The 13,473-nt window shown below is 58.1% G+C and carries 9 protein-coding genes and 1 pseudogene; 2 read left to right on the top strand and 8 right to left on the bottom strand.

Going from position 1 to position 13,473, the window contains the following annotated elements:
* Nucleotides 1-65 precede the first annotated feature (65 nt).
* The 8 genes and pseudogenes from pyk to glcD all read right to left on the bottom strand — a co-directional run bounded on the left by pyk (nt 66) and on the right by glcD (nt 11,618).
* Nucleotides 66-1,490: a pyruvate kinase gene (pyk, locus tag OKW41_RS31795; protein WP_429450020.1), complete on the bottom strand. Its 1,425-nt coding sequence runs from the start codon at nt 1,488-1,490 to the stop codon at nt 66-68.
* 1 nt (nt 1,491) lies between these two features.
* A pseudogene (locus OKW41_RS31790) lies at nt 1,492-2,783 on the bottom strand (glycerate kinase type-2 family protein).
* A 13-nt stretch (nt 2,784-2,796) separates the two neighbouring features.
* On the bottom strand, nt 2,797-3,588 hold the full coding sequence (hyi, locus tag OKW41_RS31785) for a hydroxypyruvate isomerase (RefSeq protein WP_429575102.1): 792 nt from the start codon (nt 3,586-3,588) through the stop codon (nt 2,797-2,799).
* Nucleotides 3,589-3,669: 81 nt separating this feature from the next.
* On the bottom strand, nt 3,670-5,445 hold the full coding sequence (gene gcl, locus OKW41_RS31780; RefSeq protein ID WP_429575101.1) for a glyoxylate carboligase: 1,776 nt from the start codon (nt 5,443-5,445) through the stop codon (nt 3,670-3,672).
* Nucleotides 5,446-5,845: 400 nt separating this feature from the next.
* Nucleotides 5,846-7,486 (bottom strand): L-lactate permease, encoded by a 1,641-nt coding sequence (locus OKW41_RS31775; RefSeq protein WP_429575100.1) that lies wholly within the window; start codon nt 7,484-7,486, stop codon nt 5,846-5,848.
* Between the two features lie 295 nt (nt 7,487-7,781).
* Nucleotides 7,782-9,032, bottom strand: coding sequence for a glycolate oxidase subunit GlcF (gene glcF, locus OKW41_RS31770; protein WP_429575099.1), 1,251 nt, complete (start codon nt 9,030-9,032; stop codon nt 7,782-7,784).
* 22 nt (nt 9,033-9,054) lie between these two features.
* The gene (gene glcE, locus OKW41_RS31765) at nt 9,055-10,119 is read right to left on the bottom strand and encodes a glycolate oxidase subunit GlcE (protein WP_429575098.1); all 1,065 of its coding nucleotides are present in this window, start codon (nt 10,117-10,119) and stop codon (nt 9,055-9,057) included.
* Entirely contained in the window at nt 10,119-11,618 is a 1,500-nt protein-coding gene (gene glcD / locus OKW41_RS31760) for a glycolate oxidase subunit GlcD (RefSeq protein WP_429575097.1), read from the bottom strand. The genes glcE and glcD overlap by 1 nt, the downstream gene beginning before the upstream one ends.
* 403 nt (nt 11,619-12,021) lie before the next feature.
* Here glcD and OKW41_RS31755 point away from each other — a divergent pair, with 403 nt between their 5' ends.
* Together OKW41_RS31755 and OKW41_RS31750 are read left to right on the top strand one after the other, a co-directional pair.
* A complete protein-coding gene (locus OKW41_RS31755) occupies nt 12,022-12,600 on the top strand; it encodes a winged helix-turn-helix transcriptional regulator (protein ID WP_429575096.1) in 579 nt (192 codons plus the stop codon).
* Nucleotides 12,601-12,691: 91 nt separating this feature from the next.
* Nucleotides 12,692-13,426 carry a FadR/GntR family transcriptional regulator gene (locus OKW41_RS31750; RefSeq protein ID WP_429575095.1) on the top strand — a complete coding sequence of 245 codons (735 nt, stop codon included), beginning with the start codon at nt 12,692-12,694 and terminating at the stop codon, nt 13,424-13,426.
* Nucleotides 13,427-13,473: the final 47 nt, after the last annotated feature.

The raw sequence follows: 13,473 nt of genomic DNA, 5'->3' as shown, positions 1-13,473 counted from the left end.
AACGGGCTGACTACATTACTTTTAAGCGTGCGCTACTAAAATAGACCCGTTACCCAACTTAACGCTCACGCCATTGCATCGAGCTTAGCAATTTGCAGGAGATTGGTCGTCCCTGATTCCCCAAATGGCAATCCCGCTGCAATCACCACCGAATCACCTTGACGCGCAAAGCCTTCGCTCGCTGCCGCTTCGCAAGCGAGTTCGATCATCTCGCCGACGTCGTGTGCGTTTCTAAACGGCAACGCGTGGACACCCCAAACAAGGGCGAGTCTGCGAGCGATCAACACCGAAGGTGTCATCGCTATAATCGCTGTGGATACCCGCTCTCTAGCCGCGCGAAGGCTCGTGAATCCCGACGATGTGTACGTCACGGTAACTGCGGGCGCGATTATCCGAACGACTTGCCGTAAGGCGCAACAAATTGCGTCTGCCGTTGTTGACTGCGCCTTGGTATGTGACGCATCGATTCCGGTTCGATACTCGGGATCGCGTTCGACCCGTTCAATGATCCGATTCATGACAGATACCGCGTCCAACGGAAATCTTCCGCTAGCCGATTCCGCAGAAAGCATGACAGCGTCCGCACCTATGTAAATAGCGCCCGCCACGTCGGAGGTTTCCGCTCGCGTTGGAACCGGCGAATTTGTCATCGATTCGAGCATCTGCGTTGCGACGATGACGGGCTTTCCGGCTTCCCGACAGCTCCGGACGATTCGCCGCTGCAATTCGGGGATCTGTTCCGCAGGAAGTTCGACCCCAAGGTCTCCCCGTGCCACCATAATCCCATCGCAACGCTCAATGATCTCGTCGAGATGGTCAATCGCAAGCGGCTTCTCAAGCTTCGCCATGATCCACGCCCGATCGCCGATGATGGCACGGGCTTCGTCAATGTCTTCCGGGCGCTGCACGAATGACAGTGCAACCCAGTCGACCCCGTTCTCGAGCCCGAACGAAAGGTCCTCACGATCCTTGCGGGTAAGCGGCGATATAGGCAGCATCGCGCCTGGAACGTTGACACCCTTCCTGTCCGAGATCCGACCTGCGACGATGACGGAGGTTTCGGCGAAGTCACTACCTTTCGCTTCTACACGCAGCTTCACCTTGCCGTCATCGAGCAACAACTCTGAGCCTGCTTCGATTGCGGCAAAAATTTCAGGGTGCGGCAAAGGCGCGCGTTCGCTATCGCCCGGTGTCGGATCCAGGTCGAGCCGAAACTTTTGGCCGACCGAAAGCTCGACCGCTCCGGCCTGAAATGTTCCCAGCCGAAGCTTCGGTCCCTGCAAATCCAGGAGGACGCCGATCGGCCGACCGGATTCCTTTTCGAGGTTTCTGATGGCGGAAAGCCGTTGCAAGTGGTCTTCGTGGCTTCCGTGGCTGAAATTCAGCCTGAATACGTCAACGCCAGCATCGAATAGCCGTTGGATCATTCCACTTTCTGAGCTAGCCGGACCAAGAGTTGCGACGATTTTTGCATTGCGAGACCGCTTCATTTCAATTCTCCTGCTGATGGTCAGCGCTTTTCGGAAGTACCAGAACAGCGCGAAAGTCATTCACATTCGTCAGCGTCGGCCCACAAATGACCGAGTCCCCAAGCCCTCCGAAAAAGGTGTGGCCGTCGTTGTTATCAAGACTCGCCTGCGGGTTCATCCCGCTCTTCCAGGCACGGTCTAACGTATTGGGTGAGATAAAGGCCCCTGCTATCTCGTCCCGACCGTCAACACCGTCGGTATCACAGGCGATTGCATGCACCCCATCTTCCCCCTCCAGGGCAATGGCAAGCGACAAGAGGAATTCGACATTTCGTCCACCACGCCCGTCGCCCTTCACCGACACAGTGGTCTCGCCGCCGGAGAGCAAAATACATGGCGCCTTAAAGGGCTGATTACGTCGGGCGACCTGGAGAGCAATTCCCGCCATGACCTTCCCGACATCTCGTGCCTCACCTTCTATCCGGTCGCTCAATATGTAGCAAGGAATCCCTGCAGCCTTCGCAACTTCCGCCGCAGCCTCAAGCGCAATCTGTGGGGCGGTGATTATCTGATAAGCAGAACTCGCCAAAGAGGGGTTACCCGGCTTTATCGATTCTCCCGCCCCGCTCTCCATGATTTGCATGGCGGCCAGTGGCATCGCAATGCCGTAGCGTCGGATAATGCTCAACGCGTCCGCGCAGGTCGATGGGTCAGCAACAGTTGGGCCGGATCCGATATCGACCGGCGAGTCACCGGGCACATCCGAGATCACAGCGTCAATAGTTGCGCCGGATGACATGCGGCAGCAAGACGCCCTCCCTTTACAGCCGAGAGGTGGCGACGAACGCAGTTGATTTCGCTAATCGCTGCTCCCGAATTAAGCAACGCACGGTTGATATCCTTCTTTTCTTCCAAGGTTAATGGATCAAGCGGCAAAGACAGCAGCGATGACGCACCTCCAGACATAAGGCAAAATACGAGATCGTCTTCGGTCAGGCCGCTTACCAGGTCGAAGATGGTCCGGGTTCCGCGCAAGCCGTTAATATCGGGAACTGGATGCGCTGCTTCGACTATCTCGATCCGGCCGCATTGGACAGCGTACCCATATCGCGTTACCACCATGCCCGTCAGTTCACCAGGCCAAATCTTCTCGAGCGCACTGGCCATCGAAGCTGATGCCTTTCCCGCGCCAATGACAATCGTCCTGCCGATTGGTGGCGGTGGCAGAAACGGCGCTATGCATCGCGACGGCTGAGCAGCTTCCACAGCAGCCGAAAACATTTTGTTAAGCAACTCGCGTGGCTCGTTCTTCATTGCAGTATGAGGCTCATTTGGCATAGGACGATCGGTCGATGCTTTTCAGCCAGCCCAGGCCTTCTGCAGTCGTCGTGTGCGGCTTGTATTCGCAGCCAATGTAGCCGCCATAGCCAAGCGAATCGAGGAATTCGAACAGGAACGGGTAGTTGATTTCGCCGGTGCCGGGCTCGTTGCGGCCCGGGTTGTCGGCGAGCTGGATATGCGCGATCAACGGCAGGTTCTTCCTGATGGTCGCCGCTAGCTCGCCTTCCATCCTCTGCATGTGATAGATGTCGTACTGCAGGAAGAGATTGTCCGAGCCGGTGGCGCGGATGACGTCCAGCGCTTCCGACGAACGGTTCAACGCGAAGTCTGGAATGTCATACGAGTTGCACGGCTCGACGAGCAGCTTGATTCCCTCCAGCTTCAGCGCAGTGGCGGCGAAGCGCAGGTTGTCAACAATCGTCGAACGCGCCTTGTCCGCGTCCACGCCCTTCCGAATGCCGACCAGACAGTTCAGTTGCGGCACCTTCAGCGCTTTCGCGTATTCGATCGCGCGGCCGACGCCATCCTGGAACTCGCTCACGCGATCCGGCAGTGACGCGATGCCGCGTTCTCCGGCATCCCAGTCGCCGGCGGGCAGGTTATGCAGCGCAAGCTTGAGGCGGTTCTGCTGCAAACGGTCGCTCAGTTCGGCAATCTTGTACGGGTACGGAAAGAGAAACTCCACCGCATTGAAGCCCACATTTGCCGCCGCGGCGAAGCGCTCGAGGAACGGGACTTCGTTGAACAGCATGGTCAGGTTGGCTGCAAATTTCGGCATGGTCCCTTTCTCTCTGGTCGGTCAGTTGTATAGCGGATCCCGGGCGAACGGAAGGTTCGCCCGGCTGATGCCCCGTCGAACTCAATCCAACAGGCTGACGGCGCTCGGTGCATCGGCACGTGTGACGGCGAGCTCTTCAAACTCGTTGATCGCATCGATCTCGGTGCCCATCGAAATGTTGGTCACACGTTCGAGAATCACTTCGACGATCACCGGCACGTTGAACTCGGCGAGCATCGACTGCGCTTTTTGCAGCGCCGGCTTCAGCTCTTCCGGCTTGAACACGCGAATCGCCTTGCAGCCGAGACCTTCGGCGACCGCGACGTGATCGACGCCATAGCCGTTCATCTCCGGCGAGTTGATGTTCTCGAAGCCGAGCTGCACGCAGTAGTCCATCTCGAACGCGCGCTGCGCCTGGCGGATCAGCCCGAGGTACGAGTTGTTCACGACGACATGCACGTACGGCAGCTTGAATTGCGCGCCGGCCGCGAGCTCCTCGATCATGAACTGGAAGTCGTAGTCGCCGGACAGCGCGACGATCGGCCGTTGCGGGTCGGCCGCGCGCACGCCGAGCGCCGCCGGAATCGTCCAGCCGAGCGGGCCGGCCTGACCGCAGTTGATCCAGTTGCGCGCCTTGTACACGTGCAGGAATTGCGCGGCGGCGATCTGCGACAGGCCGATCGTGCTCACGTAGCACGTGTCGCGGCCGAACACCTGGTTCATCTCTTCGTAGACGCGCTGCGGCTTCATCGGCACGTTGTCGAAGTGCGTCTTGCGCAGCATCGTGCGCTTGCGTTGCTGGCAATCGGCAACCCACGCGCCGCGATCCTTCAGCTTGCCCGCGGCCTTCCATTCGCTGGCGACTTCGACGAACAGTTCGAGCGCGGCCTTCGCGTCCGACACGATGCCGAGATCCGGGCCGAACACGCGGCCGATCTGCGTCGGTTCGATATCGACGTGCACGAACTTGCGGCCCTTCGTATAGACATCGACGCTGCCGGTGTGACGGTTGGCCCAGCGGTTGCCGATGCCGAGCACGAAGTCGGACGCGAGCATCGTCGCATTGCCGTAGCGATGCGAGGTCTGCAGACCGACCATGCCGGCCATCAGCGGATGGTCGTCGGCAATCGCGCCCCACGACATCAGCGTCGGGATCACCGGCACGCCGAGCGTTTCGGCGAACTTCACGAGCAGGTCTTCGGCCACGGCGTTCAGCACGCCGCCGCCCGACACGATCAACGGCTTGTCGGCATCGTTGAGCAGTGTGAGCGCGGCTTCGATCTGCTTGCGGGTCGCCTTCGGCTTGTAGACCGGCAGCGGCTCGTACGTGTCGATGTCGAATTCGATTTCGGCGAGCTGCACGTCGATCGGCAGATCGACCAGCACCGGGCCCGGGCGGCCCGAGCGCATCAAATGGAACGCCTGCTGGAACACGCGCGGCACCAGCGCCGGCTCGCGCACGGTCACGGCCCACTTGGTGACGGGCTTGGCGATCGATTCGATATCGACGGCCTGGAAGTCTTCCTTGTACAGACGCGCGCGCGGCGCCTGGCCTGTGATAGCCAGAATAGGAATCGAGTCGGCCTGCGCGGAGTACAAACCGGTGATCATGTCGGTGCCGGCGGGGCCCGACGTGCCGATGCACACGCCGATGTTGCCCGGCTGGGCGCGCGTATAGCCCTCGGCCATGTGCGACGCACCCTCCACATGGCGCGCGAGCACGTGACTGATGCCGCCGGCTTTGCGCATCGCCGAGTAGAACGGGTTGATCGCTGCGCCGGGCACGCCGAACGCGGTATCGATGCCTTCTTTTTCGAGCACCAGAACGGCGGCGTCGACGGCTCTCATCCTTGCCATGATCGTATCCTTCAATTATTTCGTGGACGAACTACACCTCATCGATACTTTATTACTGCGTTTTAGTTTGCATAAGACCAGAAAGAATCACCTAAGTCGATATCAAATGTATTGAATAGATCGACGATTAGTGGCGCATTCAAGGAAGACGCCGCCTCAGCGGACGATGGCGCTTAAACGTTTCGGAGTGGCTGTCTACGATTGCTCACGACTCAGTGGCTACGAGAGTCGGACGTCCGGCCTGGTAATCGCCAACCTTTGGCTTGATAGCGGATGCAAGGGAAGAGAACGGCATACCCGAAGTATGGCAATGCCGTTCAGTACCCATCGCAGGTCAGCCGCATCGCAAACCAGCCACTCCTGCGGCGGGCGGAAAGCCGTCTGCTGGGGCGGTACCAGGTTAATGATGCAAAGTCGGGATCATCCACGACAGCACGTGCTGTTGCAGAATCACGAGCAGTCCAAGAAGGAACGTCAGAAATATGCTATGCGAGAAGGTCCGTGCGAAAACGATGCCTTCCTTCCCCTTCAATTCCGTCGTTGAAACGCCAGTCGCGATGTTTTGCGGCGAAATCATCTTCCCCATCACCCCGCCCGACGAGTTGGTTGCCGCCATCAGGACTGGATCAAGCCCCAATTGTCGGGCCGCCACGACCTGCAAGTTGCCAAACAGCGCGTTGCCCGACGTATCGCTTCCGGAGAGAAACACCGCTATCCAGCCGAGCGACGCTGATATCAATGGGAAAAATGCTCCCGTCGACGCCACGCCCAAGCCTAACGTGTAGCTCATCCCCGAATAGTTAAGCAGATACGCCAGCCCTACAATCATCATTACGGTTGCTATTGCAATCCGCGTCTGCCGCCACGTTTTGACTACGCAACCGAAAAAGTCACCCAAACCAGTTCGAGTCCAAAGGGTAGTGATGATTGCCGCCAGAAGAATTGCTGTCCCGGTACCCATCGGCTGGAAATCCCAGACCGCCGCGTAAGGCTTGTTATAAAGCGTGACAAAGACGGCGTTGTGCAAGCCCGGCCACTGAACTTTGAGGTCGCCAATTGTAGCGATCTGTGCATGAACCCAGACGATGACCACTACAGAGACGACGATCCAAGGCATCCAGCCACCGTAGCCGATGCGTTTGCTGCCGGTCGCGATTTCCCCAGACCGGATCACTGCAAACGCGGGGTCCGGCTCTGGCTTCCAAACCCTGAGAAACGCGATCGTCACGATTAACGAGGTTAGCGAGGCGAGCACGTCGGTGAGTTGATAGCCCAAATAATTGGAGGTTATGAACTGCGTGAAAGCAAAACTTCCACCCGATACGACAAGGGCTGGCCACAACTTTCCGATTGAACGGATTCCACCATACATTGCAACGACATAGAACGGCAGGAGAAATGCGAAGAACGGCAGTTGTCGACCGACCATGGCAGCAAGCGTGTCCGAGGGGAGCGATGTCACCGCGCCGAGCACCGTGATTGGTACACCAAGCGCACCAAATGCCACCGGAGCTGTATTGAATATCAGGGCGTAAGTAAGAGCCTCAAGCGTTGGAAAGCCGAGTCCGACGAGCAGCGCGCTGGTAATCGCGACCGGAGTACCGAATCCTGAAATACCCTCAAGCAAGCAGCCGAATGAAAAGGCGACTACAAGCAGGACAAGGCGTCTGTCGTCAGGTAAGTGATCTAGCATCCACTGACGAAACTGGTCGAAACGCCCGGACTTAACCGCAATGTTGTAAAGCAGTAGAGCGGTGAACACGATCCACATAACCGGGAGCAGCGCGAGAGCCATGCCGGCAGCAACCGAGTTGAAAGCAAGACCGGCAGGCATGCCCCAAATTGCTATGGCGATAACTAGTCCAGTGATCAGGCCTGCGAGGGAAGCCTGCCACGCAGGGCGACGCAGAATGCCAAGCATTACAAGTGCAACGACAATCGGTATCGCAGCTACCACGAACGAAAGAAGCAGTGAGTTGCCCACGGGGGTAAGCGGCTGCGTATAAATCGCACCTGCTGACAACGGAATGGCCGGATTCATTCTGTCTCCTGTGCCCGATCATCTCGGACAACTATTCATTTACGAACCAGTTCGACGGCGGAAAAGTGCCGTCGCCTGGAGTACGTTGGACGCGACACACGAAGCCGCCTCGATCGCATGGGTAACGACCCCTTCTTTCAGGCCGTGCATCGCGTATCTTCCCCCGTCGGAATTCAGATCCGGAGGACAGGTCAAGCGGAATACTTGCGCACAGGTTCGCCCGTGGGCGCGTGGAGCAGTCTTGAAGAGCCTTGGCGCCCGCCCTTGAGACTGCGACGCCAATTGCAATTTCGGCTCAAACTCCGTGTCCGATGCGCCCTCCCGCGCGTTCCGGGAGCGACTCCTCAACGAGTTCGATCCAGTGGCGAACTGGAGTCCGGCTTGCACCGCTCAGATGCGTCTGGCAACCGATGTTGGCGGTGACGATCGTATCCGGCTTACCACTCTCGAGTGCGTTGAGCTTGTTCTCGCGAAGCTTGGCTGCCAATACGGGCTGAGTAATCGAATATGTACCAGCCGAGCCGCAGCACAGGTGAGCGTCTGGGACTGCTGTGAGATCGAAGCCCAGTTGCTGAAGAATACGTTCAACGGCCCCCCCCAGCTTCTGCGCGTGCTGCAAGGTACACGGGCAGTGAAACGCGACGCGCTGGGTTGCCCCACCTCTTAACTCGTTCAACGGCTCTGCCGCAAGAATTTGAGCAAGATCACGGGCAAGCTCGCTGACGCGCTCCGCCTTGTGAGCGTACGCTGAATCGCGCTGCAGCAATTCACCGTACTCTTTGACGAAGGCACCGCATCCACTCGCCGATATTACAATTGCTTCGGCGCCCGCTTCGATTGCGGGCCACCACGCATCGATATTCCGTTTTGCACGCTCAAGCCCAGCTGCATGAGCCCCGAGGTGATAATCGGTTGCGCCGCAGCAACCAGCGTCCTTAGCAGGGGAAACGCTAATACCAAGTCTGTCCAGCACGCGTGCAGCCGCTGCGTTCGTGTTCGGCGACAGCGAGGGTTGAACGCAGCCTTCGAGCATCAACATACGACGCTGATGCTGAGTTGGTGGCCGAAGTTTCGCGGTGACATGGCGAGGCGGGATTTTCTGCTTCACTGAAGCTGGCAACAGCGGATGCATTGCCCGCCCCGCCCTGAGCGCAGTAGCAAACACTCTTGCGCGAGGTACTACATGGCGCAAAGCAGCGCGAAGCAACCTTTCGGTTGTCGGCCGTGCAACGCGACGCTCGACCTCCGCACGGCCGATATCAAGAAGCTTGTGGTACTGCACTCCCGACGGACACGTGGTTTCGCAGTTTCGGCAACTGAGGCATCGGTCGAGATGAAGCTGCGTTTCCGCAGTGACAGGCTCCCCCTCGAGTACCTGTTTGATCAAATATATGCGCCCGCGCGGACCGTCGAGTTCATTACCAAGCAACTGATAGGTCGGGCAGGTTGCGTTGCAGAACCCGCAATGTACGCAAGAGCGGAGAATGCTCGCCGCTTCATCTGCGCGCTCGAGCTTCTTTGCTTCTTCGCTGAAATTCGTTTGCATCGGATTACTCGCTGGCAGTCGCTCAGATTTCCGCGTAGATGCGGCCCGGATTAAAGATGCCGTGGGGATCCAGCCGCTGCTTCAACTGACGGTGGTACCGCAGCAGGGGCGCAGGTAGCGGGTGAAACGGCTCGTTTGTCTCATGCGAACGCAAGGCAGTCGCATGTCCACCATGCCTTTGGGCGATCTGACGCAGTTCATCTGCTGGCGCTGAAGTGGTAAGCCAGCGTTGAGCGCCCCCCCAATCCAGTAAGGTATCGCCCGGCAAATCGATAACGGGAGCGGTCGGAGGCAGCGAGATTCTCCACAACGGATCCCGCCCGTCAAAGAATGGAAGACGAAATTCGCGCAACGCCGTCCAGAAGGTGTCGTCAGCCTCCTCACCGCCAATGAGCTCGCGTGCCGCACGAACGGAGCCATTGCCCCCTTCGATACGAAGGTGAAGCATGTTCGACGTGTAGCACGCGCCGGCGATGGGCAGCCCCGAACGTCGCCACTCGGCAAGCCTGGACAGTGCATTCGCGACGTCGGTCTCAAGTTCCAGATGAACTGTCGCGCGCGGCTTCGGCAGGACTTTCAGCGAAACTTCCGTGATCAATCCGAGGCAGCCGTAGCTTCCTGTGAGCAAACGTGAAACGTCATAGCCCGCGACGTTCTTCATCACTTCGCCACCAAAACGCATGTGCTTGCCGTTGCCAGTGATCGCGCGACAGCCCAAGACGAAATCGCGCACCGACCCGGCCCACGGACGGCGCGGACCAGACAAACCACTCGCCACCATCCCACCAACCGTCGCAGCTCCCCCGAACGCTGGCGGCTCGCACGGAAGCATTTGACCGGCAGCATCCAGCACGGCATTTAATTCAGCGACAGGAGTGCCAGCCCGAGCGGTAACGACCAGTTCGGTCGGATCGTAGCTGACGATGTCTCTGTGCTTGCGTGTATCGAGAGGTTCTGCATCGACTATACGTCCCAACGCCAATTTGCTGTCACCGCCGCGGATTCGAAGTGGTGTCCGCGTGCTGATGGCCTGCATCACTTGCTCAATGAGTTGCGCGCTGTTGTCGGGGTTCATATCGCGGCGCATCAGAAGCGCTCCAGTTCAGGGAAAGGAAGTTGTCCGTGATGCACGTGCATTGATCCAAACTCGGCACAACGGTGCAGCGTGGGTATGTTTTTGCCAGGGTTCAGCAAGCCGTTCGGGTCAAACGCCGCCTTCACCGCGTGGAATACGAGCAACTCGTCGCTGTTGAATTGCGCGCACATCTGATTGATCTTCTCGCGACCTACGCCGTGCTCACCCGTAATGCTGCCGCCCACTTTCACGCACAGTTCAAGGATTCGTGCACCGATCGCTTCCGCTCTGTCCATCTCGCCCGGGACGTTTGCGTCAAAAAGAATGAGCGGATGCATGTTGCCGTCGCCCGCGTGAAATACGTTCGCAACGCGCAATCCATATTCGATGGACAAGTCAGCAATTCCTTTTAGAACGTGAGGCAACTGCCGGCGTGGAATCGTGCCATCCATACAGTAATAATCTGAAGAGATTCGACCGACAGCGGGAAACGCATTCTTTCGTCCTGCCCAGAATTTCTGACGCTCGGCTTCGTCCTTCGCGTGACGCACATCGGTTGCACCCGCCATACGCAAGATCGCATCGACGCGCTCCACGTCCTCCTCGACGTCCGAGTCAGATCCGTCGAGTTCGCATAGAAGGATTGCTTCAGCCTCGACCGGGTAACCAGCACGGATAAAGTCCTCGGCAGCCCGGATGGCGAGGTTGTCCATCATTTCAAGACCCCCGGGAATAATTCCATCGCCGATAATCTTTGCCACTGCGGCACCGGCGCGTTCGACATCGTCAAAACTGGCGAGCAACACCTTCGCGCTTTGCGGCTTCGGAAGCAGCTTGACCGTAACTTCGGTCACGATTCCGAGCATCCCTTCCGAGCCAGTAAAGAGCGCCAACAGATCAAATCCAGCGCTATCCAGGGCCGCGGAACCCAACGTCAGACGCTCACCCTCAATAGTCAAAATCTCAACTTTCAGGATGTTGTGAACGGTCAGACCGTATTTGAGACAGTGCACGCCGCCAGCGTTCTCGGCCACATTGCCGCCAATCGAACATGCGATCTGGGACGACGGGTCAGGGGCATAGTAAAGGCCGTACGGCGCCGCTGCTTGTGAAATTGCGAGATTGCGGACGCCCGGCTGCACCCGCGCCGTACAAGCATCTACGTCGAATTCGATGATCTTGTTGAAGCGGGCCATCACGAGCAATATCCCTTTCTCAAGAGGCATCGCACCTCCCGAAAGTCCCGTGCCTGCTCCCCGGGCAACTATCGGTATCCGGCGCCGGGCAGCGTACTTCAACAATTGCTCGACCTGCTCAATCTTGTCGGGCAGAGCAACAAGCATTGGCGCGCATCGATACGCTGAAAGCCCGTCGCATTCAAAGGGCCGCATGCTTTCTTTGGAGTCCAGCAATTCCATGTCCGGCAGCAGGGTCCGGATCTCCCTTACGAGCGTGTCCCTGTCGTGCGACGGAAGAACACCGTCGATCACTTCGTCGTAGAGGTAGCTCATTGCCCATACCCCGCCGTCATTGCTTGACAACAGGTGGCGCAAGTACTCGGCGCGTGGACGGGAGGCTCAATCGGCCTGACGAGCGGATGATGGAATTTCTGTGACATTTCGTCTCCTTCACATCGCAGCCCTCGCATAGCGCACGCAGAGCTCCGACCCTATGATTCTGTTTTGGTCTGTTGGCCGACTGGTCGACCACCCGACCAGACGAATCGTAGTCGCGTGCACCGACCGTGGAAACGGGTGGAAACCCTAAAAACGGCACGTCGCGCCAGAAATGAAACCAGCGCCCTAGACGGCGAATTTGCGAGTCAGGTGCCGGCCACACGCATGACTACGTGGAAACAACCAGGAACTTGACCACCAAAATTCGAGATGACTCGAAGGCCGACGTTAGGACCTAATGCTTGATTTCCTTACCGCCCCACCCAAGTCCCCCCGCCCGTCGATCGCCCGTAGCGGCCCCCGACGGATCGATTGGTCCGGCACCCGGAGCATTGACGAACGACCACGCTGCCTTTACAGTTCCCGGAGTGATCAAACCTCCTCACTGGACCATACTACCCTTATGGTTACTGAACCGAACCGGCATCCGAAGACCTCGTATACCGGGACCACTTCAGAGCGGGACACGTTTGCGCGCGATGTCCTTGAACGCGTTACCTCGAAATGGCCACTGAAAGTACTTCAGGTAGTCGCCGAAACAGACCAACCACTACGATTCTCGAGGGTTCTCGAGCAGGTCCACGGTATAAGCCAAAAGATGTTGTCCCAAACCTTACGAACGTTAGAGAAGGAAGGACTGGTCACGCGCACTGTATTCGCGCAGATTCCTCCACGCGTCGAATATGAAGCAACCAAGCTCGGCCGCGATTTGCTCGGTGAAATCGTCCCGGTTTTTCGCTGGATTGCGGCCCGGGAGTCGGCGTTTGTAGCAGCGAGAGCAACGTTCAGTTGTCCGACGAAACCAAGCGAAAGTTGAAGCGTTGATCGCATTCACGACCAGAACTTCCCGCATGAATCAGGCGGGAAGTTGAACCAAAAAATCTAGAGACGCGAAGGAGCCGGCGTAGATGTCTTTTTCCCCAATCACCCCACCACCCCGATTCCGCCTGTCCGACGCCGTCTGCGATCAACTCGAACAACTGATTGTTGACGGGACACTGCGAGCTGGAGAATCGCTACCATCGGAGCGCGACCTGGCGCAACGTTTGAACGTATCTCGCCCGTCGTTACGAGAAGCATTGCTCCGACTGGAAGGTAGCAAACTGATTCAATCCAGGACGGGAGGCGGATATGTCGTCGCAAACTCCAGTTCGCCCCTCATCGCGGACCCGTTGGCGCACTTGATAGCGCGCCACCGCAAGGCGGCTGGAGATATTCTGGAAATGCGTGAAGGACTGGAAGCCGTGACAGTCGAGTTGGCAGCCACACGCGCGACGAAATCCGATATCCGGCAGGTCAAAGACGCCTTGGACGCCCTCGAATCGGCGTTTACCAAGCAGGACCCATACGCCGTGCACGCTGGGCAAACATCGCTGCCGCTGCTTGATGCCGCTTTCCATTTGCGAATTGCCGAGGCTACTCACAACATCGTCCTCGTTCATGTGATGCACGGTCTGTACAACCTCGTACAGAAATCGATTGAAGAAACCTACTCAACATTCGAGAAAAGAGACGCAGACTTGTCGCATCTGATGGAACAGCATCGGCATATCTACGATGCTATTGAGCGTCACGACCCAATTGCCGCACGCAACGCGCTAGTCACCCATCTTGGCTTTATCCGGGAAAACGCTTCCCGCTAGGAAGAGCGTTTTCCGACTCACTGGCCCGAGGACCGCCGAAAAGCATC

It is taken from the genome of Paraburkholderia sp. UCT70 (assembly GCF_050434085.1).
Classification (GTDB): Bacteria; Pseudomonadota; Gammaproteobacteria; order Burkholderiales; family Burkholderiaceae; genus Paraburkholderia; species Paraburkholderia tuberum.
The sequence above is the reverse complement of the archived record's forward strand: the minus strand, read 5'-3'. Positions and strand labels throughout refer to the sequence as shown.

What these genes read in the sequence shown, in the direction of transcription:
- pyk (WP_429450020.1), bottom strand. Translation starts at nt 1,490, where the DNA reads ATGAAGCGGTCTCGCAATGCAAAAATCGTCGCAACTCTTGGTCCGGCT.
- hyi (WP_429575102.1), bottom strand. Translation starts at nt 3,588, where the DNA reads ATGCCGAAATTTGCAGCCAACCTGACCATGCTGTTCAACGAAGTCCCG.
- gcl (WP_429575101.1), bottom strand. Translation starts at nt 5,445, where the DNA reads ATGGCAAGGATGAGAGCCGTCGACGCCGCCGTTCTGGTGCTCGAAAAA.
- OKW41_RS31775 (WP_429575100.1), bottom strand. Translation starts at nt 7,486, where the DNA reads ATGAATCCGGCCATTCCGTTGTCAGCAGGTGCGATTTATACGCAGCCG.
- glcF (WP_429575099.1), bottom strand. Translation starts at nt 9,032, where the DNA reads ATGCAAACGAATTTCAGCGAAGAAGCAAAGAAGCTCGAGCGCGCAGAT.
- glcE (WP_429575098.1), bottom strand. Translation starts at nt 10,119, where the DNA reads ATGCGCCGCGATATGAACCCCGACAACAGCGCGCAACTCATTGAGCAA.
- glcD (WP_429575097.1), bottom strand. Translation starts at nt 11,618, where the DNA reads ATGAGCTACCTCTACGACGAAGTGATCGACGGTGTTCTTCCGTCGCAC.
- OKW41_RS31755 (WP_429575096.1), top strand. Translation starts at nt 12,022, where the DNA reads ATGCTTGATTTCCTTACCGCCCCACCCAAGTCCCCCCGCCCGTCGATC.
- OKW41_RS31750 (WP_429575095.1), top strand. Translation starts at nt 12,692, where the DNA reads ATGTCTTTTTCCCCAATCACCCCACCACCCCGATTCCGCCTGTCCGAC.